General features: G+C 47.3%; 26 protein-coding genes. 18 read left to right on the forward strand and 8 right to left on the reverse strand.

Annotated features, from left to right (window positions below; translation table 11 throughout):
• Positions 1-169: 169 nt before the first annotated feature.
• The gene (locus K3T83_RS27380) at positions 170-877 is read right to left on the reverse strand and encodes a response regulator transcription factor (RefSeq protein WP_220206093.1); all 708 of its coding nucleotides are present in this window, start codon (positions 875-877) and stop codon (positions 170-172) included.
• Positions 874-2,565, reverse strand: coding sequence for an ATP-binding protein (locus K3T83_RS27385; RefSeq protein WP_220206094.1), 1,692 nt, complete (start codon positions 2,563-2,565; stop codon positions 874-876). The genes K3T83_RS27380 and K3T83_RS27385 overlap by 4 nt, the downstream gene beginning before the upstream one ends.
• Before the next feature lie 224 nt (positions 2,566-2,789).
• Between K3T83_RS27385 and K3T83_RS27390 the strand changes: the two genes are divergently transcribed.
• Positions 2,790-4,919 (forward strand): APC family permease, encoded by a 2,130-nt coding sequence (locus K3T83_RS27390; RefSeq protein ID WP_236065004.1) that lies wholly within the window; start codon positions 2,790-2,792, stop codon positions 4,917-4,919.
• Between the two features lie 1,313 nt (positions 4,920-6,232).
• On the opposite strand, the gene K3T83_RS27395 is transcribed toward K3T83_RS27390, so the two are convergent.
• The 3 genes from K3T83_RS27395 to K3T83_RS27405 all read right to left on the reverse strand — a co-directional run bounded on the left by K3T83_RS27395 (position 6,233) and on the right by K3T83_RS27405 (position 11,583).
• Positions 6,233-7,381, reverse strand: coding sequence for a hypothetical protein (locus K3T83_RS27395; RefSeq protein WP_220206095.1), 1,149 nt, complete (start codon positions 7,379-7,381; stop codon positions 6,233-6,235).
• 543 nt (positions 7,382-7,924) lie between these two features.
• Positions 7,925-10,522 (reverse strand): tetratricopeptide repeat protein, encoded by a 2,598-nt coding sequence (locus K3T83_RS27400; protein WP_220206096.1) that lies wholly within the window; start codon positions 10,520-10,522, stop codon positions 7,925-7,927.
• 407 nt (positions 10,523-10,929) lie between these two features.
• Positions 10,930-11,583 (reverse strand): NUDIX domain-containing protein, encoded by a 654-nt coding sequence (locus K3T83_RS27405; RefSeq protein ID WP_220206097.1) that lies wholly within the window; start codon positions 11,581-11,583, stop codon positions 10,930-10,932.
• A gap of 379 nt (positions 11,584-11,962) precedes the next feature.
• Here K3T83_RS27405 and K3T83_RS27410 point away from each other — a divergent pair, with 379 nt between their 5' ends.
• Entirely contained in the window at positions 11,963-12,598 is a 636-nt protein-coding gene (locus tag K3T83_RS27410) for a hypothetical protein (protein ID WP_220206098.1), read from the forward strand.
• Between the two features lie 97 nt (positions 12,599-12,695).
• Here the strand turns inward: K3T83_RS27410 and K3T83_RS27415 are convergent, their stop codons facing one another.
• On the reverse strand, positions 12,696-13,007 hold the full coding sequence (locus K3T83_RS27415) for a helix-turn-helix domain-containing protein (protein WP_220206099.1): 312 nt from the start codon (positions 13,005-13,007) through the stop codon (positions 12,696-12,698).
• 78 nt (positions 13,008-13,085) lie between these two features.
• Between K3T83_RS27415 and K3T83_RS27420 the strand changes: the two genes are divergently transcribed.
• The gene (locus K3T83_RS27420; protein ID WP_220206100.1) at positions 13,086-13,331 is read left to right on the forward strand and encodes a hypothetical protein; all 246 of its coding nucleotides are present in this window, start codon (positions 13,086-13,088) and stop codon (positions 13,329-13,331) included.
• A gap of 67 nt (positions 13,332-13,398) precedes the next feature.
• Here K3T83_RS27420 and K3T83_RS27425 read toward each other — a convergent pair whose 3' ends face one another.
• Positions 13,399-14,193 (reverse strand): inositol monophosphatase family protein, encoded by a 795-nt coding sequence (locus K3T83_RS27425; RefSeq protein ID WP_220206101.1) that lies wholly within the window; start codon positions 14,191-14,193, stop codon positions 13,399-13,401.
• Entirely contained in the window at positions 14,190-15,059 is an 870-nt protein-coding gene (locus K3T83_RS27430; protein WP_220206102.1) for a DUF5919 domain-containing protein, read from the reverse strand. Before K3T83_RS27430 ends, K3T83_RS27425 begins: the two co-directional genes overlap by 4 nt.
• A gap of 201 nt (positions 15,060-15,260) precedes the next feature.
• Between K3T83_RS27430 and K3T83_RS27435 the strand changes: the two genes are divergently transcribed.
• The 15 genes from K3T83_RS27435 (at position 15,261) to K3T83_RS27505 (ending at position 22,469) form a co-directional block, all read left to right on the forward strand.
• Entirely contained in the window at positions 15,261-15,491 is a 231-nt protein-coding gene (locus K3T83_RS27435) for a zinc-ribbon domain-containing protein (RefSeq protein ID WP_220206103.1), read from the forward strand.
• A 431-nt stretch (positions 15,492-15,922) separates the two neighbouring features.
• Entirely contained in the window at positions 15,923-16,069 is a 147-nt protein-coding gene (locus tag K3T83_RS27440; protein ID WP_220206104.1) for a hypothetical protein, read from the forward strand.
• 264 nt (positions 16,070-16,333) lie between these two features.
• Positions 16,334-16,687: a hypothetical protein gene (locus K3T83_RS27445; RefSeq protein ID WP_220206105.1), complete on the forward strand. Its 354-nt coding sequence runs from the start codon at positions 16,334-16,336 to the stop codon at positions 16,685-16,687.
• A gap of 13 nt (positions 16,688-16,700) precedes the next feature.
• A complete protein-coding gene (locus K3T83_RS27450) occupies positions 16,701-17,366 on the forward strand; it encodes a hypothetical protein (protein WP_220206106.1) in 666 nt (221 codons plus the stop codon).
• Positions 17,367-17,368: 2 nt separating this feature from the next.
• A complete protein-coding gene (locus tag K3T83_RS27455) occupies positions 17,369-17,533 on the forward strand; it encodes a hypothetical protein (RefSeq protein ID WP_220206107.1) in 165 nt (54 codons plus the stop codon).
• An 85-nt stretch (positions 17,534-17,618) separates the two neighbouring features.
• Positions 17,619-18,944: a hypothetical protein gene (locus tag K3T83_RS27460; RefSeq protein ID WP_220206108.1), complete on the forward strand. Its 1,326-nt coding sequence runs from the start codon at positions 17,619-17,621 to the stop codon at positions 18,942-18,944.
• Positions 18,945-18,956: 12 nt separating this feature from the next.
• On the forward strand, positions 18,957-19,163 hold the full coding sequence (locus K3T83_RS27465; protein ID WP_220206109.1) for a hypothetical protein: 207 nt from the start codon (positions 18,957-18,959) through the stop codon (positions 19,161-19,163).
• 33 nt (positions 19,164-19,196) lie between these two features.
• The gene (locus tag K3T83_RS27470; protein ID WP_220206110.1) at positions 19,197-20,135 is read left to right on the forward strand and encodes a TOTE conflict system archaeo-eukaryotic primase domain-containing protein; all 939 of its coding nucleotides are present in this window, start codon (positions 19,197-19,199) and stop codon (positions 20,133-20,135) included.
• Between the two features lie 16 nt (positions 20,136-20,151).
• On the forward strand, positions 20,152-20,313 hold the full coding sequence (locus K3T83_RS27475; RefSeq protein ID WP_220206111.1) for a hypothetical protein: 162 nt from the start codon (positions 20,152-20,154) through the stop codon (positions 20,311-20,313).
• A gap of 13 nt (positions 20,314-20,326) precedes the next feature.
• Positions 20,327-20,905, forward strand: a complete 579-nt coding sequence (locus K3T83_RS27480; RefSeq protein WP_236065005.1) for a glucosaminidase domain-containing protein — start codon at positions 20,327-20,329, stop codon at positions 20,903-20,905.
• 2 nt (positions 20,906-20,907) lie between these two features.
• Positions 20,908-21,195: a hypothetical protein gene (locus K3T83_RS27485; RefSeq protein ID WP_220206113.1), complete on the forward strand. Its 288-nt coding sequence runs from the start codon at positions 20,908-20,910 to the stop codon at positions 21,193-21,195.
• On the forward strand, positions 21,179-21,496 hold the full coding sequence (locus K3T83_RS27490; protein WP_220206114.1) for a hypothetical protein: 318 nt from the start codon (positions 21,179-21,181) through the stop codon (positions 21,494-21,496). The genes K3T83_RS27485 and K3T83_RS27490 overlap by 17 nt, the downstream gene beginning before the upstream one ends.
• Before the next feature lie 14 nt (positions 21,497-21,510).
• Complete coding sequence (locus tag K3T83_RS27495; RefSeq protein WP_220206115.1) at positions 21,511-21,837, forward strand: hypothetical protein; 327 nt, start codon at positions 21,511-21,513, stop codon at positions 21,835-21,837.
• 36 nt (positions 21,838-21,873) lie between these two features.
• Entirely contained in the window at positions 21,874-22,122 is a 249-nt protein-coding gene (locus K3T83_RS27500; protein ID WP_220206116.1) for a hypothetical protein, read from the forward strand.
• Positions 22,123-22,193: 71 nt separating this feature from the next.
• Complete coding sequence (locus K3T83_RS27505; RefSeq protein WP_220206117.1) at positions 22,194-22,469, forward strand: hypothetical protein; 276 nt, start codon at positions 22,194-22,196, stop codon at positions 22,467-22,469.

The following is a 22,469-nucleotide window of genomic DNA, read 5'->3' on the forward strand; positions in this document are numbered from 1 at the left end:
CTCCTTCGTCTTGTAGCACTTTGTGGAGAGGACGGTGAGGATATGCAGATAACACCTCTGCTGTTCCTATCCTTTCACATCCATCACTAGTATACGTGAGAATATATAAATGTGTGTTCTTAAGTGTTGTCTATTCGCTCAAAAATGGCTCAAGATTTGTCTTCCCCATTCATTTTGCTGGAACTTCTTCGTTAAAACGGTAGCCCACACCAGGAACGGTGAGGAGAAAGCATGGATGGAGCGGATCGGGTTCGATCTTCTGGCGCAAACTCGCTACATAGACATGCAAGCTATGCACTCTGGCATCTGCTTGAGCGCCCCAGACGTTCTGCAATAACATTTGTCGCGTCAGAATCTTGCCACGATGGGTAAGCAAGACTTTGAGCAGATCGTACTCGGTTGGAGTCAGATCGATGATGTGTCCATCGCGTTGGACCCGACGTTGAGAGAAATCGACGCACAGCGACCCGACCTGGATCTGTGGTTCTGTTCCTGCTTGCATGTTGGCAACGTGACGCAGGGCGACTCGGATACGAGCCAACACTTCGTTCATGCCAAAGGGCTTCTGGATGTAATCATCTGCTCCTTGATCGAGACACTCGATCTTGTCACGTTCCTTCTCTTTGGCCGAGAGGACGATAATAGGCACATTGGAATGTTCGCGTATCCTCTGACACACTTCGATCCCACTCATTCCAGGTAAGAGCAGATCAAGGAGAATGAGGTCAGGACGACGCTGCAACGCTGTCCTCACTGCATCCTCTCCAGTCCTCGCTGTGAGGACAACGTACCCATGAGCGGTGAGCGAAGGCGAAAGCGCACGCACGATTTCCCTCTCATCATCTACAACCAGGATACGCGCACCGGGCTTATTCATAGCAGTATCCTTTCTCGTGAGCCGATAGGCAGGACAATCGTGAAAACCGTTCCCCCACCTTCGCGCGCTGTCGCCCAGATGCGTCCATGATGCGCCTCGACAATGCCTCGGCAGACGGCCAGGCCGAGACCGGAACCTGCCGGAGAGTAGTCCTCATGTTCTTTGTCCAGCACCCGGTAGAACTTGTCAAAGATGCGTTCTCGGTCGGCGGGCGCAATGCCAGAACCGCGATCTGCGACGAAGAGGCGTATCTCGTCTCCGCTCCGTTGGGCACGAATCTCAATAGGAGTGACTGGAGGTGTGTACCGGACCGCATTCTCGATAAGGTTGGTCAGCACCTGATCCATCATGACGTAGTCTAGTTCAACTGGTGGCAAGTCCGTGGGCAGTTCGGCCTGCACAACTCGTCCTTGCAACTGTGGCTGCAAGCGATCCAGCACTTCGTAAATGAGGGGAGGGAGCGGGTAGCGGTCCTTGTCCGGTTTGAGCGCTCCATCCTCAATGCGCGAGAGGTCCAGGAGATTGCCAACCAGACGATTGAGCCGATCCACTTCGCGCTCTATCGAGGAGGCAAAGCCACGCCTGACTTCCTCATCCCACTGAACATCTTCTTGCAGCAAAGAACTGGCGGATGCTTTAATGGCGGTCAGCGGGGTGCGCAAATCATGGGAAACAGAGGAAAGCAAGGCGGCACGCAGAGCATCGGTACGTTGTAGAAGCTCGATGCTCAGGTTCTCATGGCGCAGCCGTGCCCACTCGATTAATGCTGTAGCTTGATCCAGAAAGGCCCAGAAGAAAGCAGTAGAGGCATTGGCGTATTTGGGGACTTCTTCTGGCCGTTCTCCATGCAAGAAATGTTGTGCCGCATCCATAATCCCCAGACGGATCACACCGATGACTTGCTGCCCCATTGAGAGCGGGATAAAGAGGCAAGACCGAGAGGAGGTGCCTCCCTTTTCCATACGAGACAACTGGAGACGGTGAGTAAAACGAGCCAGAGTCGCTCTGACTGAAGGGAAGCTATTGCTGAGATCGATGATTCGTCCGTGAGCCATAGCTACCTGGGCGATAGCCAACTCATCAAAGGACAACGAACTCTCTTCTCTGAGATGAGGGGCGCTTGACCGCACACACATCGCTCCTGTCTGATCAGGTTGTAAGAAGACGCAATCGCGGATGCCCCAGGAGGAAAAAACATCCACGACGGCCTGAGTAATGGTATGCAGTTGCTGCTCCAGGCTATTCTCATGTGTAGTCAGACGTATCAGATCATAGAGAATGTGCGTTTCGTGCTCGCGCTGAGTCGCTTGCTCTGCACGTCTGCGAAGAACTACAGTCAGTTGACTGGTGATCAAAGCATCGACCAGGAAGACAAACAGGGCGATCCACTCCTCAATACGATACACAACAAAGGTATACACAGGGGGAACAATAAAAAAGTCGAAGGAGAGGAATGCGACCACCGAGGCGAGGATGGCTGAGTAGCGTCCACGCGTACTGGCCAGCCCCACGATCACGAGCAGATAGACAATGGAGATATTGGGAATACGCGGATACAGATGCCAGAATGCAATAGCCGCTGTCACCAGCAGGCAACCAGAACAGGCCAACACACTATCCAACAGAGAGTGCTGCCAGCGGGGGGCGGTCCTCACCTCAAAGGGGGGAAGAGATTCGCGCGAACTCATCAGAGAACAACCTTTCCTTCTTCTTCATAACACAAAGGCAAATCCTCTGTGAGCAGTATACCGAAAACGAAATCAAGGTGTATTCTTGATTGCAGAGAAAGTACTCAAAGTTTGCTCAAGAAAATGCAGGCATCAGCAAACAGATGGCTCAACGTCTTGACAGTATAAGTGAGGTCTCATAGGATAGACCCAGGCTGCCAGACAAAAAAGAAGAGGGCGAAGAGATGGACCCGGAGAAAGAACCATCCCTTGAGCGTGAGAAGGTACAGCATACGCCAAAGGATCACCATGTCTCACCTGGGAACGACGATTTTGACCTATCTGCACCCGTTATGGAAGAACTGCGGGGAAGCAGGCTCGGTAGCGTCCGGGTGCGGATTGTGCGTCCCCAGCATCCAACCTTTCGGCGCACTACAGAGGGGGTGTTGGTGGCAACAGAACGAGCTTCGACGCCAGAGGGCCGCGTTGCCCGCTCCGTTGCAGCCATCAAACGAGTGTTGATTGGGCCACCACTAGCAACGGCTATGGCGGAACAGGAACGCCTGACGAAAATCAAGGCGCTAGCGGTGCTCTCTTCTGATGCCATCTCTTCGGTCGCGTATGCGACGGAGGCGATTCTGATCAACCTTGTGGCGGCTGGATCGCTCTATCTTGGTCTGACGTTTCCCATCAGTCTGGTGATCATTGCGCTGCTGATTATTGTTGCCATTTCCTATCGCCAGACGATTCCGGCCTACCCCGGTGGAGGTGGATCATACATTGTAGCGAAAGAGAACCTGGGCACGCTGGCTGGGCTGATCGCTGCTGCTGCTTTGCTCATCGATTATGTTCTCAACGTGGCAGTGAGCGTAGCGGCAGGTGTCCATAATCTGGTGTCGCTTTTCGGAAGTCTCGCCCCGTATGTGGTCCCGCTCGATGTAGCCCTGGTTCTGCTGATTACGGTGGTCAATCTGCGCGGTGTCCGCGAGTCTGGCAATGTATTGGCCTTGCCGACCTACTTTTTTGTGGGCAGCGCTCTCCTCCTCATAGTGGTGGGGATCTTCAATGCCTTTGTTATTCACCATCAACCACTCATTGGGCAGTTTGCGCCGGTCAAAGCCATTGAACCGTTGTCGATCTTCTTGATCCTCCGCTCGTTCGCCACCGGATGTTCTGCTATGACTGGCGTCGAAGCGATTTCTAATGGAATTCCTGCGTTTCAAAAACCGGAGACGCGTAATGCCGCGATTACACTGACATGGATGGCTGGCATTCTCGGTACCTTGTTCTTCGGCATCACAGTTCTGGCGATGACCTATGCTGTCCAGGCCAACCAGGATGGGAATCCGACCGTGATCGCATTGATTGCCGGGAAGGTGTTTACTGGTCCCCTCTGGTTCCTGTTCCCGATATTTCAACTGGCGACGCTTGGGATTTTGACGCTCTCGGCTGAAACCAGCTATTCGGACTTTCCGCGCCTGGCCTCGCTGCTGGCACGCGATCGTTTTCTGCCGACGCAATTTGCTTTTAAAGGAGACCGGCTGGCATTTTCGGTGGGAATCGTGGTTCTGGCGGTACTCGCCAGCTTGTTGCTCATCGTCTTCCAGGGCAATACTAATCAACTCATTAATCTGTTTGCGGTTGGCGTCTTCATTTCCTTTACGCTTTCGCAGGGAGGGATGGTCTTCCACTGGTGGCGGCTTCGGCAGGAGCAGAAAGGATGGCTGCGGAGTATGCTTGTCAACGGTGTGGGAGCCGTCACAACGCTGCTCGTTGCCCTGATCATCTCCATCACCAAGTTTGTGGAGGGAGCCTGGATCATTGTTCTGCTCATTCCTGTGCTCGTCTTGACCTTCCGTGCCATCTCTGCCCACTATCACTACGTGGAGCGCGAGCGGACCACCGATCTGCCACTTCATCCACAGGATGTTCACCATCGCTTGATTGTCCCGATTGACCGCCTGGATCGGGTAGCCATCCAAAGCCTGGCCTATGCACGTTCCATCTCCCCACAGGTGACGGCGGTCCATGTGGCGATTGATGAGGGAGAGGCAGAACAGATGCGTATTGCCTGGGACGATTGGCAGAAACACCTCTCAGAAAAGGAGGAGACGCATTTGCTGGTGATCGAATCTCCCTATCGTTCGCTGATCCGTCCCCTCATGGCGTACATTGATACTATTCATGAGCGCCACCCCGATGAGACCCTCACTGTTCTTTTGCCCGAGTTCGTCGTTGCCCACTGGTGGGAATATTTTCTCCATAACCAGACGGCCTTGCGCCTGAAAGCGGCGCTGTTCTTCCGGCCAGGTATTGTGGTTATTAATATGCCATTGCATTTGCAAGATCGACCAAGAGCGCCAAAGCACCGTTGAGAAGATCCAACAGAGCATCGTGGAGATATCGTTCTCGTCTCGGCTCTTCTTGAGCCTCTAAGAAGAGAAGCTGTTCGATGCTTTCATAGTTTTTCTTGCTTGTGTTAATGGAGAAAAATAAGCTCTATCTCGTCAGCCTGATCGAGTTATGAGGAATAATTGTTATCATGAGATCGGTATGGATTACTACTATTCTCATTTGAATCGTCCTGAAGGTACATGCTTTGAGCGTTCGAGTACAGGTTGCTCTTGTAGCTAGGTCGCCGCCGAGTGTAAATGGGTCTGGAAGTGTTGCTATTCTCAAACTGGGGAAAAGGCGTATACTCAGGATTGTATGGATTGCTACTATTCCCATTTGGAGCGTCCTGAGAGCCTGAATCTGGGTAGAGCGTGTAAATGTAGCTATTAGATGACTATGTAGGGTATTTGGACGTATACCCTCTCTGATGTGGTGAATTTGTCGGATTCATTATTTACAGCCTTTCCGCATTTCCGCTGCGTACCTGAGCGCTTCTAGCTGAGATGTTTTCCGATAATGCCAACCCCGCTATACTATTGGACATCTCCCTAACTCCTAGCAGTTCTCCCAGATAATCTCTCTATATAGGAATATCTACCGAGCAGATGTATATATGAGTGGGTAAGAGATTACACAACTTTTTTGTTGGATGTAATCTCTTACTTTTTGCTCCGTCACTAATAATATTGAAGAAATCTCCAACATCTATTAAAAATCGAATCTTGTATTGGATTAAAATGCATTGATAACAACCATTATATAGTAAAGCAGGATTGAAGCACAAATGAGGCGCAAACAAAGGAAGAAATCTCACAGCCTCCTCATAACCACAAAAAGCTGAAGTTTATGCATATTTGCTGATCTGTTACTTCAATCAAAGAAGGCTAAAAAAGCCGTCGTTTTTTGGCTTGAGGTGCGCATTGACACGTTTCCCAATGGAAATATTTGTTGCTAGTATCAACAAACTTGGGTAAGCTTCAATGGATGGTCTAAAGCTGGCTTCTCTAGAGAGGAGGGCAAATCCTCGAGGGGAAGAAGGAAAAGACCCGCAACAGTGATTGTTGTTGCGGGTCTGATCGCGGAAGTGACGGAACCGACGGGCGTTTGATTATTTTCAAGACCACCAGCGTAACGATATATTTGTGTTTTTCTCTTTGATTATCTTTAAATTGTTCCTCCGAAAGCGCAATTTGCTTGATATAAGGTAACTATATGCGACAATTTGTAAACGTACGCTAGTCGTGGTAGTAGGTATGGTGTATTTTGATACCTGATCTATAGTAAGGTCAATTTATTAAAATGGGTGGTCATCGAGATCGCCTAGTGATTCCAGTTCAAGATAATCTAGAATTTTTTGTACTTCTTCTGCGTTTTCTGTGTTTCCTCTCGACCTATAAGCATTCCTCCATGTTGTAAGCCTGCTTTTGATTTTGTTTTGCGCCTCTTGTGGTAAGTTTTGGTATTCAGCATCTAGAAAATATTTTGCACTTGTTATTGCATATTGTGTATTCACGAATTCTTTTATGATAATGTCGATTAACTTCACGATATCTTCTAGTTCCAAGAATATGCTGATCCCCTGCAAGTTATCTAGCATGTGTTCATAAACAGGAACACTTTCTAAGGTCGATAATATATGCTTTGTGATAATCTGTATGTCATGAGGAGAGTAGTACACTAAATCGGTGCCTTTGAAAAATTCTAGTTCATACATTTTTACTATTTCGGTGCTTTCCTCTTTTATGATTTTTAGGAACTGTTCTGTAACGGCTTTTTTCGTTTCGTCAGAGGCTATGTCAAAAGTTTGGCGATAACATTTTGTCAATGTAGTTAAGGATTTTTGGCGTCCTTCATTGTCTGGTGACAATTCGTCTGATGTATTCAGTGACAAATATTTTTGGGGAATTGCTGTTAGGAGAAGCTGTCTTTTTTCGTTCTCCTTTGTATTTTTTAATAAATATGTTAGTATGGATGAAACTGAAGAATCTGATTCGATTTTCTTTATGATTTGTTCCGCTGTATATCCGTAAGTTTGCCTTCTTTTAGTCGAAATTTCTTCAACGATCATTCTGACCAGGGCCTGAGCAACTGTTGCACTGTTTTCGTCAACTGTTTCGTTAATTCTTATTGTTCTTTCTGGATGAATCAGGTTTCTGTACTCTCTAATAACATGAGATAATTCTGCGGATTTATTTGTAAGTACGCCTTCATTTTTGCATATATTGATCATATTGACAAATCTAATGTTTTTTAAATCAGTAGATGTTCGTCTTGAATATTCTGTCTCTATAAGATAATCAAGAAGTAGTGTTTCTATAATACTACCTGCAAGTACATGAACAGCTTTCCATGCATTTGATTTCATGCATTTTTCTAGCTCGTAGTAATCATTTTCCAGGGAATTTCTAAGGGAAATGTCGCTCATAAAATCAAATGTTGTCATACCCAGTATCCTCTACTTATTTTACACATGGTGTTTGTATAAACACCCACTGAAGATATTTTTATTTGCATGCCCATTTTATCTTGTTCAGCTTATGGGTGTGCGTATTATAACACAAAGATTTTTGAGTTGTAATAGGATTGGGTAATTCGAGGGGCGGATACGAACTGCACCGTTTATCTTTGTCCCTGATCGTCCTCCTGGCGCTTAGAATGGCCTTTTATCGTTTGCTGGTATTGGTGGTTTCTTGTAGAAATTTGTAGGGGTTGCTGTAGTTTGTGTGGCAGGGTTCCGGGCCTGGTACATTGCCACACAATTTTATGTATTAATCATCTTTATGGCTTTGCTAGTAGGGTATATATACTGAGTGTCTATAGATCGGGAGAGTTGAACTCCGCAATAGGCATTTTTTAACTGGCTTAGATGCCGTATTGATGGGCATTCTGAGCTTAGGCCGTTGTTATTTTGTCTAATCTCGTCTAAATTTCCCACTTGTGTCTAATGGTTTTGCTCCCTGTTTTGCTCCCACAAGTTGTTGCTATTTCAAGGGTTCTCTTGGTTTAGTAGCTTACCAAGAGGGTGAACTTTATTGTACTCTTGTTGAGAATCTTTGCTTTTTTCTAGCCTTTCAATGGTAATCTCTTTGTTGTGGTGGGCATTTGCATTGTTGGGATCGAGGGAGATAGCTCGCTCATAGGCTTCTAGCGCATCCTGATGTCGTCCAAGCTCACCAAGGGCTACACCTTTGTTGTAATAGGTATCTGCATCGTTGGGATCGAGAGAGATAGCTCGCTCGTTGGCTTCCAGTGCATCCTGATGTTGTCCAAGCTCACCAAGGGCTACACCTTTGTTGTAATAGGTATCTGCATCGTTGGGATCGAGAGAGATAGCTCGCTCAAAAGCCTCTAGAGCATCCCGATGTCGTCCAAGCTCACTAAAGATTGCTCCTTTGTTGTGGTGGGCATTTGTATTGTTGGGATCGAGGGAGATAGCCCGCTCATAGGCTTCTAGCGCATCCTGAAGCCGTTCAAGCTCATCAAGAGCTACACCTTTGTTGTAATAGGTATCTGCATTGTTGGGATCGAGGGAGATAGCTCGCTCATAGGCTTCTAGCGCATCCTGATGTTGCCCAAGTTCACTAAGGATTGTTCCTTTGTTGAAATAGGCATCTGCATTGTTGGGATCGAGGGAGATAGCTCGCTCATAGGCTTCTAGCGCATCCTGATGTTGCCCAAGTTTACCAAGAGCTATACCTTTGTTGTGGTGGGCATCTGCATTGTTGGGATCGAGGGAGATAGCTCGCTCAAAAGCCTCTAGCGCATTCTGATGTTGTCCAAGTTTACCAAGAGCTATACCTTTGTTGAAATAGGCATCCGCATTGTTGGGATCGAGAGAGATAACCCGCTCAAAAGCCTCTAACGCATCCTGAAGTCGTCCAAGTTTACCAAGAACTATACCTTTGTTGTGGTGGGCATCTGCATCGTTGGGATCGAGAGAGATAGCTCGCTCAAAAGCCTCTAACGCATCCTGAAGTCGTCCAAGTTTACCAAGAACTATACCTTTGTTGTGGTGGGCATTTGTATTGTTGGGATCGAGGGAGATAGCCCGCTCATAGGCTTCTAGCGCATCCTGAAGCCGTCCAAGTTTACCAAGAATCACGCCTTTAACAAGAAAGACAGGAGCCTTGTTGGAGTTGAGAGAGATAGCTTGTTCAAAAGCCTCTAGAGCTTCTTGATGTCTATTGAGCATAATCAGAAGCGTACCTTTAGCAAGAAAGATACGAGCATTGTTGGGATCGAGGGAAATAGCTTGTTCAAAAGCCTCTAGGGCTTCTTGGTATTTTTCAAGCTTAATAAGTGCAATACTTAGATTAACAATATTATCTGTATCTCTTGATGAGACAAATATATCTTTGAGTTGAACTAGATCTTGAAACAATTGATGAGGGCGATTTGGAGTAGGGTAATTCGTAATTACTTGGTTAAAATAGGAATCTTTGCGAATTGCTAATGTTATATCATGGTTTCTTTCTGCTATTTCTTCTGTAATGAATTGTTTAATTATTAATTGATTTATTGCTTCTTGCCATATCTTTTCGTTTGTAAGGATGTCTTTTTCGTTAAAGATATCTGCACATATAGTGCGTAGATATCTCTTAGTATATGTTGACATGTTTACTCTTGCTAGGAGTTTCATAGCATGTAGGACTGTTGCTGCGGGAGTGTTTTGTAGTTTCAAATACTCACTTTCTTTTGTTGAGAGGCCAAGGACTAGTGATCCTAGTGTACCATCCCAATCTTCTCGATGAGAGCTTCCATGTTTTTGAAAATCAGCAATTATCCCAGCAACTTTGGGATTAGTAATGTCTCCGTCAAAACGATGGAGTTGAATAACCGTGAGTTTGGTGATAAGCTGGCCTAGCTCTGCTTTTACTTGTGTTTCATCCTCTAGACGGCATGTGGCTACGATCACGACTTTGTGTACATTTTGAAATGTTGTTTCTACTAAGGAAAGTAATCTCGTTGTGCGGGGATCGTTGATGAGAGCTTTCTCACTGCCAGACCCTCCTTGATTAGAGACATAGTCCTGGAGATCATCGATAAAGATCACAAGGTGTTTGTTGTGTTGGATTTCTTTAAGTAGAATATTCTCTATGGTGTAGTCTGGCCTCCAACGCAAGACAGGCCACTGAGGTAAGGTGTGTGTGAGTGCCTCAAATGCTAATCTTGTTTTACCTGCATTCGCTTCACCAAGAATGAGGACGCCCTGTTTGTCGGCAGATATGTTACAGCTAATGTCGAGTAGAGTTTGAGAGGTCGCATTGTAGATGTCTTTGATTGGTGTAATGATGTAGGGAAAGTTTGCGGCGGCATCGTCACCCATTCTAAAGCTACCACGAATGAGTTGACTTGCGAGAGGTAATCGAAATGTCTCAGATTGTTTAGGAGAAAACGGATAGAGCCATTGACCTAATGCCACTAAGGTACTTATTCCTGCAAGAATACCAAGCGCTATATCGATACTGGTGGAAATGCTACCGTAAACAATCAATGCTACGCAAAAGAATATTATAAGTGGTGCAATAATGGTAAGGAGGAAGTGTATTGAGAGGAAACGTTTATACCAACTTGGTTCTACCATGTTATTACATCCTTTGTCGTCAGGGGTAAATTATCAAGTATGAATGGTAGTATAACATTACTTAGCAATATTTATTTATAGGAAGCTTGTATGAATGTAAGTATCGATTTGATTAGTAAATTTTTTACGTGTTTTACGAAGCATAAGGATGATTACTTGCACCTCTGAGCATTATTGGTAAGTTTCGAGGGACGGATACGAACTGTATCGTTTATTCTCGTCCCTGATTGTCCTCCTGGCGCTTGAAATAGCCTTTTATAGTTTGTTGGCATTGGTGGTTTCTTGTAGGTGGTTGTGGAGGTTGCTGTAGTATTCCTGTTGTTTGTGTGGCAATGCACCGGGCCTGGAGCCTTGCCACACAATTTTATGTTAATCATCTTTATGGCTTGTCGTTAAGTCGAACTACCTCATGGTTTTGCTGTCTGAAAATTATGTTGAGAGTTTGGGTGTTCTTTCTTGTTTTCTACCAGTGATTGAATATGTCTTGGACAGAGGGCAGTACCATTGTAGTGCCAGTAAGCCGTATTTGGACAACGCTGGCCGGGAGATGTTTCTATTTCACACTGACAGGCATGTATTTCTTGTAATCCTAAAGTGTTATGGTAGTATGGAGCAAACATTTGGTGTAGAGCTATACGAATGAGCCTGATGTGATTGAATGCTAGATCAGGAAGGCTTTCTAAATTTTCTACTGAATACCATTGGACATGGGCTGCGTCGTCCCCAGCTTCTATTCTAGCGTCTGGACCTAGTGGTTCTGAAATCACGTACAGGAGGCAAAGATACTTGCCACGTGGGTCTTCAAAGTCTTGGAAGGTTTGTACTTGCTTGAAGAGGTGGAGAGGTATATTGAGTCCCGTTTCTTCATATGCTTCTCGTTGAGCAGCAACTTCTAATGACACATCATCTGTGTTTAGATGGCCTCCTGGCAACGCCCACATGTCCTTGTATGGTTGCTTCTTGCGTTGAATGAGGACTATTTCCCATCCTGAGTCAGAAGGGGAAAGGCGTGGAATAACTATATCGACTGTGACCAGAACACCTGCTGCTTGATCTGACATAAAACTGCCTCCCTTTGGATGTGTCCTATAAGGTCTCTATTATACCATTATCCATATTCACACACGTTTGTCGAGAGTATTTGAAAATGAAACGGATGTGTAAATCTTTCCACACATCCGTTTTTTGTTTGGGAATAGCTATAACTGTTTCTGCTGTTGAATATTGGTGTGTATATATGCTTTTTATTTTAGGTAGTTCATTTCGTTGTAGTATATGGTATTAGAATAATACTCTCCTCAAATCTAAAGGTGTGCTTGTTCCTTTTATTGATCGAACAATCAACATAGTTTACTTAGATACACATAACCGGTGTGATTGTATGCGCATCGTAACGTAAGTTATATCGATCATAGTCGAAGAACATAAAAGGACGATGTTATGGATCAGTTTGCATCTATCCTGAGTCATCTTTCACTGCAAAATATAGTTGAGATTGCAACTATAATTGGCGCTATTGGCCCTTTGCTTACTCAGGGAAATGGGGTTAAGAACGATACGAGGGTTATCATTCGCTATGTATCCAATGATTTTGATGTAACCTCTGAGCAGTTGAATAATTCAGGCTGTGTTTTTAGGGCTTTTTTGTATATTGCTATAATGGTTTGTTCAGTCGGACTTGTGATATCACTACTCCACGCTCCTTTTGCTCAAGCTCTGTTTCCTCCTCCATCTTCTACACAACAAGCTCAAACATTGGTCCAGACATTTTTTGATGACATTAACAATAAGGATTATCAATCGGCCTACTATCTGACAAAAGATGGTTTTTCAAGGAGTTACGATGAATTTGCTGATGGATATAGTCTTACAGAATATAATGAAATTTCATTTGAAAAGGTAGAGAAGCTTGCAGATAATACAGTAAGGGTAGTCATAGTTATTAAGGCAACTGAAAAATTATTAATAGGCACAGGTTCCGTTACTAGTTATTATCGCAGTACCTATATTACTGGCTTAGATCACGGAAGGTATGTCATCCTAAGAGGAACCGCCGTGAAAATTAGTAAGCCGTAGAGATGGGTTGATTTATATCTGATAGAGAGTAGGGAAAGTAGGTTTGGCTTGGTTAGCCAGCCTACTTCATTTTGTCGCCTTTTTTTGTATTTTGATGTCATGATCCTTCTTTGAGAGTGTTGTTACTGGAAGAAGTATCTGAGCTTGGTTGATCGGTCCAGCGAGTAGCAGGTAAGCCGCTTACTTCTATGAGGTCATTGAGAGGTAGATCAAGCGCCCATGCGATTTTTACAATAGTGCTGAGCGAAATATCTCTGTAAGGATCACGAAACAGGCGTTGGACCGTTTTAAAATCTACGTTTGCCGCTCGTGATAAGGTTGATTGGTTAAATCCTCGCTCTAATGCGGCTTCTTTTACCTTCAGGCGTATTTTCATGCTGAGATTGTAGCAGTCCCTTTTGCTTGACAAAATTCACCTCTTTGGGTTAACCTGATAGGGTACCCTTTAAAGGGTAATCGGCAAAATCGAATTGATGGGGAGGAGAAGATGATACGGATAAAGGCTGAGCCTGATATGTATCCTGAAGCGGTGGCCCTACTGATCGAGCATGGGTGTGAAGTCAAGCGGTCTTCTACCTGCTGTGAAGTAATCTTACCTGAAGGTTCTACCAGAAAGGAAATATTGTTTCGCTCCGTTTCTGAGCGTTACAAGCTGGTGTTGCCTGATGGATTGGAGATGAAGGAGATCTATAACAGGTTTGTTGAGAGAAGTGCTCTCTATTTCTATGTCTGATAATGTTGAACTTGATAAAACCCTTGTAGGATATCTAGCAGAAAGATATTTTACAAGGGTTTTGGTTTTACGAAAAAAGTAGCTTTTCTGCTGCCTCGTGTACAACTCCATTACTATAGATGAAGATTTGCTTGCTATTAGAGATTTGCTTTTCTGTAAATTTTCCATTCGCTTCTAATAAAAGTAGCTTTCCTGCCTCAACATCCCAGGGGGTTGTTGCATGATTTACAAGTACGTCTGCTCTCCCACAAGCCACGTATGCTAAGTCAGTTGCGGCAGTCCCTATCATTCTTACTCTTCTTGCCTGGGTGAGTAGTTTAGAAACATCCTCCAGGCGTTCCATCGTGATGTTTGGGTCCCCTTCTTTCATGATGTCTCCGATATGGATTATAGCTTCATCGAGGTTCTTTGTTTTGGAGGTGTTTATAAGCCTTCCGTTGAGGCACGCTCCCTGACCGTAAATGGCCGTAAACATTTCATCTCGTGTTGGAAGATAGATAACGCTTCCTACTGTGATCTGCTTGACTACTAATGCGATGGCTACAGCAAAAATGGGGCTTCCATGCTGGAAATTTGCTGAGCCATCAAGCGGATCAACAATCCAGTATCGATCATGGTTGCCCTCATGTCCGGCCTCTTCTGACAAGATACCAATATCAGGAGCATCTTTGCGCAATTTTGTGAGTATTATGTTCTCAGCCTCCAGGTCGATATCTAGAAGATCGTCACGTGAGGATTTTTGGTTTTTGATCGTTGCTTGCCCTAATTTTTGAATTAAGTACTGGCCTGCATCTCTTGCAGCATTTTTTGCTATTTCTAATAGTCTAGGTACGTCTGTTGTATCTACAGTGTTTGAATTCATATATTTTTACGTCTCTCCTCTATTGAGGTATCATCAACATCTGTTGAATTATCAAGGATGCGTTTTACTACTGATGTGTAATAGTCGAATAGACCTCCCGCGTTTTTTCTTTCTAGAACGAGTATAGGTGTTTCTTCGCCTCGCCCATAAGCATAGCTTTGTACTGTCATGAGCGCGTCGTCCACGATGTAGATATTGAAGCGAGGGATCATATCATATACCCGGAGTTCTAGCAGTGGGCTTTTTGAGGGATCAACTTTGGCGATTTGTTTTCGTAAACCTCCTATTACAATAAGATTTGTGTTTGTAAATCTTGCCAAGACGCCTGGATCATATTCCTCTTCTTCTTCTCTTTCGGCACATCTGGTTCCTTTAGGGTCTAAAAAGCAGAGTTGTAAATGGCAGTTGTCTTCAAGGATTGATCTTTTTATTAGCTCTCTATCGTAGTTCATGGCGATTGCATTTAGGCTAATGCCTGCTGCACGAATGGAATGAGCGTTTTCAAACATCCGGGGATATGAGAAATCCTTGTTGAACTCTGTTCTTGTTTTGTAAATGTGTTGTAGTTCTCCCCATGTTTCATAACTGGCCTTCCAGCCTGCTCTTGTTTCAGGGTGTGCTATTGGTTTATTTGCAGATGGGTTGGTCTGCTCTTTGCTTCTTGTGATTATTTCAGCAAGTTTTTCAGGAGCAACCTCAAGAAATTTTGCTAATCGTGGTATTTCCTGGCTGCTGGGAGTTCTCTTTTTCCGCTCCCATGCCGAAATTGTCTCGAATGAATAGGACCAGTTTTCTGCCATTTCTCCCTGACTCCAGCCCATGTTTTTTCGATACGTTCTCAGTAGGGCCGAGAATTCTGTTTCCATGTTATCACTCCTTCGTTGTTTGTTCCTTTTATTTTTCGTACAGGTCTCCGTACAGTATTTCGTACGTACTCATATCGTACAATATTTTTGGTACGATTTCAAGTACGAAATGTACCTGTTTTTAGAGTTCTAACTATGGCAAACTTATAAATGTGTTGAGGATAGTTATTAGCGAGATAGAGATGAAGGAGTGGAAAACATATGATGAAACAGTGCCGTGAACCTCAGCCCATTATTCTGCCGATATCGAGGCGTGAGGCAGCTTTTCAGACAACTATTGTAGATCATCCTGCTGTGACTTCTCGTTTTACGGCTTGCTATTGCGGTACTTGTGGCTCTATGAACGAAGCAGGTAGTCGGTATTGTGGGATGTGCGGTAGCCGTCTTGCAACTGGTGTAGAGGGTGCTAGCCAACGTGGTAGGACACGCTAGCTAGCTGTGAGTATTGAGTCACTACAACGATGGGTTTCGTTAGTTATCACACTCGCTCTGTATTGTGAGGGGCGAGGCATCATCTGTCAAGATGAAGAAGGAGAACTGCCAAATGGGATGGCTGGCTACTCAGTATAAGCAGGTTCAGAAAGAACCACGGCATGCGCGGGTGCGTCTGGATGTGATTGTATGTGCTGATTGTCGGAGGCCGCTTTCTCAGACACATCAAACAGCGCATTTCGGCGAACGATGCCGCCCGTGTTGGAAATCACTTGTGGTGCCTGTTCCTGGTGGAAGTGTGGTCCTGGATCAGTATTGTGAAGGATGAGATGAAGAGGTTGGGGATAGGGATGTCTATGGGGTCATGTGGTGAGAGTATTTCACTTCTGCTCGTTATTCATGTTTTGCATAAAAACAGGGAGGTGAAGCCTATGGATATACATGTGTGGTTATGGATTGCGTGTGTAGTGACGGTGCTGGCGGCGTGTCGGGCGTGGTCACGGGTCAAATGGCTTGCTGTTAGTGTGATGTTGGTAGCTTCAGTGCCGCTGGGCCTGCTGGCGTTGGTCGTGCATTAATCAGGAAGGGGGTGAGAGCATATGGGTGAGTATGAAAAAGAAAGTTGGATTGTGCGTTGGTCGCCTGTGATTGTTATGGTGATTGGCTTCTTGTTCGCGCTGGTCTGCATGTATGGACGGTGAGTCGGCGCTAGGATCGTCGGGTCTGACAACTGAATTGGCGGCATGTCCTTAACCGCCATTCCTTTGGTTGACCCCTGCTCTATTCGTGCGTCAAGCGTGCCGTATTGAGTGAGCAGAGAACAGGTAAAGGAGAATATGCCTATGATTTTGAATGCACTCGTTTTGAATGGGAGTGTCCAGGAGAGCAATTTTTTCGATCAGGTGACAGGTGTACAGAAGCCAAGTTACACCGTCAATTTAACGGTTCTGGATGCGGATACGAATGAGAAGTATGAGTGTCAATTGACTGAGGGCTTTCCGCGCCTTGAGGAGTTGAAAGAGGCACGACGACAGGGAGCACCTCCTGATGTTCAGCGGCAAATTGCCGTCCAATTGGAGGCAGAATTACCGCCGAAGATGGCAACGTTGCCACTTGAGGTACTCAAGTTCAAGGGCAAACAGGCGTCGTTTATCAAACTGGTGTGTCGGCTGGCGCAAGTGGCCCAGACGGTCTAGGAAGGGGTGAAAGATGCAACAATGGGCGCTGGGTTTACGGCAAGGGATAGGAGGGATGCGGGGACAGAGCCGGGTATGGATCAGAGAAGCGGAACATTTTGTTTTGCGTGTGGTCTCCCTGGCCTTCTCGCTGGCCTCGGCTCATGCTATTCGCTGGCTGTTGTCCCCGCTTGATGGGGTTGATGTGCTTCAGGTGTATATCACCTGGGGCGTGGCGATTGGGTTTGGCATTCTTGGGTTTTTCCTGAGTCGGGGGCTGGCTCATCGCATGATGAATAAGGAGAAGATTTGGGCCTACCTTCCCATCTGTATTGTCGTCGAGTTCTTTGAGATTTTCTGTAACTTCTGTTTGGCTGCGTCGGTGATTTCACGGGCCACATGGTTGAATGAGGTTCCTCAAGCGCAACGGCATGTGCTAGAGATACTGGTCTATATCGCATTGTCTATTGTCCCTTTGGTTTCGATGCTCTTAGCTGTGGTTGATATGGATTTGGCGCGACAGAAACAGGGTGGCGGTGCCAAGCCAAAGGCGGTGAATCCTTCGGCGTGGCAGCAGCAGCCAGCAGCACAGGGCGGATATGCTCAAGGCTATAACGGCAACGGTTGGCAACAGCCAGCAGCCACCAAGCAAGCTCCAGGGAGTAATCAAAATGGTGCGGCCCCTTTGGGGGTGGTGTAGAGTTGTCGGTTGATCCTGCAACGGGTGTCGTGATGGTTGGGGATGTAAAGAGACTGAGTAAGGAGGCGGCGGCAGTGGTGAGGGAATGTATAGCAAATGGGCAAGAGGTGGTGTTTAAGGATCGGCATCAGTGGCGGCATTTTCACCGTCATCAGTCGGTCAGATAGCGAGGGTATGAGATGCATGAAGAAAGAGGCGCGTGTTGGGCTGGTCGGTTCACACGCGCTTTGTTTGTGATAAGGAGGTGTGCCTATGGATACCTATGAACAAGACATGATGAACTACGGACGTATTAAACAGCTAGCTAAAGCCAGTGGCCGACAGGTGAAAGACTATATTGTCCTGGCTCCACAAAATGACCCGTTCTACGTGGGGACGCCTGGGGATATGGAGCTTGGGCAATGGTTTGCTTCGTTGTGGCAAGCCTTCGGGTATGGGTCCAATGTGCATATCCGGCGTGTGCATTATCAAATTATCAGCCAGAACCCGCCTGTGTCGTTGCCTAACGGCTTGCCATATGAGAATACAGAGAACTGTTGGAATGTGCTGAATATGGCTTCTAAAGCGGCGCGTTACCTGGGGTTGGTCAATCCAGCGGCTTTTGATGATCGGCGCAATCCTGACCCGGTCACGTATGCTGACCATCGGCAGTATGCTCCAGAAGTGGTAACACGTATGGGTCTGTGGCTCTCAGACTTGCAGTTCCCGCCCTTTCCTGATTTGCCCAAGTATCGTATTGAGGGTTACGGTGCAGATCAGGCATATCATCTGGAAATCTGGTGTGAGAAGTCTACGATGAATGACGTGCTGGTGCCGCTGTGTCAACAATACGGGGCGAACTTGCAAACGGGCCTGGGCGAGTTGAGTATTACGGCGACGCTCGCTCTGGTTAATCGTTTACAGCAAGCCAATAAACCGGCTCGTATTCTCTATGTCTCCGATTTTGACCCGGCTGGTCAGTCGATGCCGGTGGCGGTCTCACGCAAGATTGAGTACTTTGTACGCTCACTTGGGCTGGATCTGGATATTCGGGTGTTTCCCGTGATCCTGACGCAAGAGCAGGTGCAGTACTACCAGCTGCCGCGCACCCCCATCAAGGAAACAGAGCGGCGGCGTGAAGCATTTGAGGATCGGCATGGCAGCGGGGCCGTCGAGCTTGATGCACTGGAGGCGCTCTACCCTGGAACGTTAGTGGGTATTCTGAAACACTACCTGGATAAGTATTATGACCATTCGCTTGCAGAACGGATACAGGAGACACGGGAGGCTCTGGAACAGCAATTGAGTCTGATTTGGCAACAGATCGAGGGCAATCATGCGTTGGAATTGAGGGCGTTGCGTGCGGAACATGGGCAACTTAAAGAGGAGTTTGAGGCGCGTATGTCGAGCTATAGTGAGCATGTTCAGCGGTTATGGCAAGCTATTCGTCAAGAGTTGGCTCATTCTATTCCTGATCTGGCTCCCTATACGCCGCCTCTTCCTTACATTCAGGGAGAAATTGGTGAGGGGCTGTATGATAGCGCCCGTGACTATATGGAGCAGGTAGAGGTCTATAAGCTGTTCCAGGGTCGGTTATAGGAGAGAGTGGAGATGGATTTCTTGATGGTGTTGTTTTGGACTCATGGCTTTCCGTTGTTGGCTGTGGTCTCGCTGGTGGCAATGGGAGTGGTGATAGGGGCCGTTCGATGGCACAAGAGGCGGGTGAGGTGTGAGGCGTGCGGCTGTGCATTTCAGCCGGAGGATGGGTACTATGAGCCGGGAGAGTACGCCTATTGTCGGGATTGTTGTCATTGGTAAGTGGTTTTCGGAGGTCATAAAGAGATGTACGCTGTGACACGTGAGATTGTTGAGTTGTATGCGTCGTTGTTTGTGCATTGTCGGTCGTATTATGCGGTACAGCAGCGTGATGGGTCTTATCGACCCTCACGCCAACCGCTGACACTGGCGTTATTGGCAAGCCATTTGCAGGGAAGATTTACGCTTGGAACCTATGTGGTGGATCGAGCGGGGTATTGTTCGTTTGCGGTCTTTGATGCGGATAGTGAGGATGGGTTAGAGCGGTTGGCGCTTTTAGCACGTGTGCTGGTAGAGCAGGATATTTTTCTCATACTGGAGGCCAGTCGGCGTGGTGGGCATGGATGGGTGCATTTCAAGCAACCAATACAGGCGGTAGTGGTGAGGACATGGCTCTTGCCTTATGCTCAAGCGTTTGGAATGGAGTTGTACCCAAAGCAAGACGAGGTGCGTGCTGATGGGTTTGGCTCGTTAGTGCGGCTTCCGCTGGGAGTACATCGACGAAGTGGGGGATGGTATCCGTTTGTGGTGGTGTCTGATGGGAGGCTACTTGTGCCAGTAGGTGAGACGGTGGCAGCGTGTTGTTTGTGGGCTGGTGAACAGGTCCAACGGGTGTCGGTGCCGTGTGAGGTGGAAGAGAGTGTGTATGAGGAAAACAATGGGGAAGTGGTGGCCTTTGGTGCTGGGCAACTGGGGCGTGGGATGATCCGGGCATGGTGTCGGGAGCAGGATATTGTGGAAGTGATTGGCAGATATACCCTTCTGGATCGGCGTGGTGTTGGGCGCTGTCCGTTGCCAGGGCACCATTACCGGGGGGATGCGCGTCCAAGTTTGCAGGTCTTTGGGGGTGATGACCCGCATTGGTATTGCTATACCTGGGGGCGTGCTGGGGATGTGTTTGATTTTCTGCGGCTCTTTCATGGGCTTTCGGTTCGAGAAGCCTGGGAGCGTTTACAGCAAGGAATGCTGTTCTAGAAAGAAGGTGATGCCTATGGCGATTGGTTGGATCATCATGGTGTTGTGGATGGGTGGATTGTGTTTGCAACTGGTGGGAGGAAAGTATGCACGCTTGGGGTTGCTCCTCATGGGGATGGGAATAGGTGGCTTTGCGGTTTTTTGGCTCCTGCTTGGTGGGGTGCATGTGTATTGGTAAGGGGGGTCGTGTGATGCTGAAAGTGCTAATCGTGTTCTCACTCGTCTGTTTGCTGGTGATAGGAGTGTGCTTGTATACGGTTGAGTCGGGGAAAAAGCAGGTCACGATGACAATGCAATGGGTGCCGTCGTCCTGGTCGATTGTGGGCAAGCCGACGGTGTCCATTGAGCAGATAGAGCAGGTGCTAGCTTGGTGTCATGCTCCGACAATGGGAGTCGGCCCGGCGCTCTATGCTGGCGGTGTGGACGCTGGCATAGACCCGGTGTTTCCTCTGGCGTTCTTTCTGCATGAAAGCTCATGTGGCAATGCTGGGGCGGCGCGTCAGACGCATTCGTTAGGCAATATCATTTGTACGGCTGGGTATGCCTGTATCGGTCGGTTTCGTGCCTATGGTTCCTGGGAGGCGAGTGTTGATGATTGGTATCGGCTGCTCAAACAGGAGTATGTGGCGCGTGGGTTGGTGACGGTGGATCAGATCATTCCTGTCTATGCTCCAGCGAGTGAGAATAATGTCCAGGCATACATATGTGCAATCAAGAGTGCGGTCAAAACGTGGCGGAATGGGCAAGTGGCCGTACAAGGAGGGTGTTAGCGATGGGAAAAGAGCAGATGATGTGGGCACTCATTCGCATTCGTCTCAATGTGGCTGAGATCGACCTTGATTGTTGTGGGGAATGTTCCCCGTTTGTCAACGTGTGGGCAGAGATCGGGCGTACGTTGGTTGCTTGTGACTGGACATGTCTGATGACGAGAGAACACATGCAGGACATTTGGGATGCGTTGGTTGAGGCGGAGTATCCAGGGTTTCAGGTCGCTGATAGGGTGCTCTTTGAAGAGTATTGGCAAGCCATGAGAGGAGGTGGGCATGCTCAAGTGGTTTGATGTTTCGCTCTATTCCTTCTGGCCTGTGTCTATTGGCCCTGGGGTGATTGCTGATGCGACGGCGCGGGTGCTGGCGAAGAGTGCATTTCAGGCTATAGAGGGCTTGATGCGCCATTGTGGGATGAGGCGGGCGGCGTATGTAGTGGCGTATGCGGAAGATCATTCAGTGGTCTATCGCGGGTATCGGGTGGCGGTGCGGTTAGATGAGCGAGTGGTGAATGTGTGCGTGAGGAGGTGTGATGTGTTCCGAGCTTCACTCAGGCGCAAGAAGATTGAGGCATGTGCAAGCTATGTGGCATGAGTGAGGAGGTGTGGGTGAAGCATCGGAAGCTCTATCCCGACAATTGGGAGGAATTAGCCTGGACCTGCAAAGAACAGGCCGGGTGGTGCTGTGAGCATTGTGGGGTACCACATGGAACACCAGCTATCTCACAGCGAACGGGAGAGGAGTACACCATTTACCTCGCAGCGGCCCATTTAGACCATGATCCCTGGAACCCGTGTCCTCGTTTAGCGGCGTTATGCCCCTCCTGTCATGGTCGGTATGACTGGCATGATTATGAGCGCAAACGCTGGTTAGAATTAGAAATCTTGCGACATCAAGTATGGATACAGGCACATGGGTATGGTGAGATGGAATAAAAGGAAATGGCAAGTCATGAGAGAGGAGGTGAAGCTATGGATGAATTAATCTCTGAAGTTGATGCGGCATTGAGGCGAGGTGATTGGTCGGCGGTAGTGATGGCAGGTTCTAGCTTGTATGGGACGGCGGCTGCGTGTGGGGAGTGGCGATTGGCAGAGAGCATTCGTGATGTCGTGGGGATGGCATTGTTTGTATTAGAACATCCTGGATGTGAGCAGATACCATTGTTTAGTCAGATGTCTTTGTCTTTAGCAGTGGTAGTGAGTAGACGGGCGAAGAGCTAAATGTGGATATATTGTGGATAATCTGTGGATAACTACTACATATTGATTTTGGGCAAGATGGAGATGCGAAAATGGCAAGCTATGAAGAGGCGTGTGATGATCCGGGTGAGATGTTTGATGATGGAGAAGGAGGTATGCCTATGCTTGAGGTTGGTATGAGAGTTCGTATTCTAGTGCCGTTTGAAGATGGGGGATATAGAGAAGGGATCATTTATGAGTGCTGTCCTGGGCGCCCCTGGCCCTGGCATGTGTTGGTTGATGGATGGTCGGAAAAGTGGGGAGGAATTGCTTTTGCAGGGGAAGAGTTGGAGGCTCCTGGATGGAGTGTAGTGAAGAGGAGGCAATGA

This window comes from Reticulibacter mediterranei (assembly GCF_016587455.1).

Coding starts and splice junctions, on each gene's coding strand:
- K3T83_RS27395 (WP_220206095.1), bottom strand. CDS start 7,381: ATGACAACATTTGATTTTATGAGCGACATTTCCCTTAGAAATTCCCTG.
- K3T83_RS27450 (WP_220206106.1), top strand. CDS start 16,701: ATGCAACAATGGGCGCTGGGTTTACGGCAAGGGATAGGAGGGATGCGG.
- K3T83_RS27385 (WP_220206094.1), bottom strand. CDS start 2,565: ATGAGTTCGCGCGAATCTCTTCCCCCCTTTGAGGTGAGGACCGCCCCC.
- K3T83_RS27410 (WP_220206098.1), top strand. CDS start 11,963: ATGGATCAGTTTGCATCTATCCTGAGTCATCTTTCACTGCAAAATATA.
- K3T83_RS27505 (WP_220206117.1), top strand. CDS start 22,194: ATGGCAAGCTATGAAGAGGCGTGTGATGATCCGGGTGAGATGTTTGAT.
- K3T83_RS27460 (WP_220206108.1), top strand. CDS start 17,619: ATGGATACCTATGAACAAGACATGATGAACTACGGACGTATTAAACAG.
- K3T83_RS27430 (WP_220206102.1), bottom strand. CDS start 15,059: ATGGAAACAGAATTCTCGGCCCTACTGAGAACGTATCGAAAAAACATG.
- K3T83_RS27380 (WP_220206093.1), bottom strand. CDS start 877: ATGAATAAGCCCGGTGCGCGTATCCTGGTTGTAGATGATGAGAGGGAA.
- K3T83_RS27425 (WP_220206101.1), bottom strand. CDS start 14,193: ATGAATTCAAACACTGTAGATACAACAGACGTACCTAGACTATTAGAA.
- K3T83_RS27485 (WP_220206113.1), top strand. CDS start 20,908: ATGGGAAAAGAGCAGATGATGTGGGCACTCATTCGCATTCGTCTCAAT.
- K3T83_RS27400 (WP_220206096.1), bottom strand. CDS start 10,522: ATGGTAGAACCAAGTTGGTATAAACGTTTCCTCTCAATACACTTCCTC.
- K3T83_RS27490 (WP_220206114.1), top strand. CDS start 21,179: ATGCTCAAGTGGTTTGATGTTTCGCTCTATTCCTTCTGGCCTGTGTCT.
- K3T83_RS27480 (WP_236065005.1), top strand. CDS start 20,327: ATGCTGAAAGTGCTAATCGTGTTCTCACTCGTCTGTTTGCTGGTGATA.
- K3T83_RS27435 (WP_220206103.1), top strand. CDS start 15,261: ATGATGAAACAGTGCCGTGAACCTCAGCCCATTATTCTGCCGATATCG.
- K3T83_RS27500 (WP_220206116.1), top strand. CDS start 21,874: ATGGATGAATTAATCTCTGAAGTTGATGCGGCATTGAGGCGAGGTGAT.
- K3T83_RS27465 (WP_220206109.1), top strand. CDS start 18,957: ATGGATTTCTTGATGGTGTTGTTTTGGACTCATGGCTTTCCGTTGTTG.
- K3T83_RS27405 (WP_220206097.1), bottom strand. CDS start 11,583: ATGTCAGATCAAGCAGCAGGTGTTCTGGTCACAGTCGATATAGTTATT.
- K3T83_RS27420 (WP_220206100.1), top strand. CDS start 13,086: ATGATACGGATAAAGGCTGAGCCTGATATGTATCCTGAAGCGGTGGCC.
- K3T83_RS27390 (WP_236065004.1), top strand. CDS start 2,790: ATGGACCCGGAGAAAGAACCATCCCTTGAGCGTGAGAAGGTACAGCAT.
- K3T83_RS27445 (WP_220206105.1), top strand. CDS start 16,334: ATGATTTTGAATGCACTCGTTTTGAATGGGAGTGTCCAGGAGAGCAAT.
- K3T83_RS27475 (WP_220206111.1), top strand. CDS start 20,152: ATGGCGATTGGTTGGATCATCATGGTGTTGTGGATGGGTGGATTGTGT.
- K3T83_RS27440 (WP_220206104.1), top strand. CDS start 15,923: ATGGATATACATGTGTGGTTATGGATTGCGTGTGTAGTGACGGTGCTG.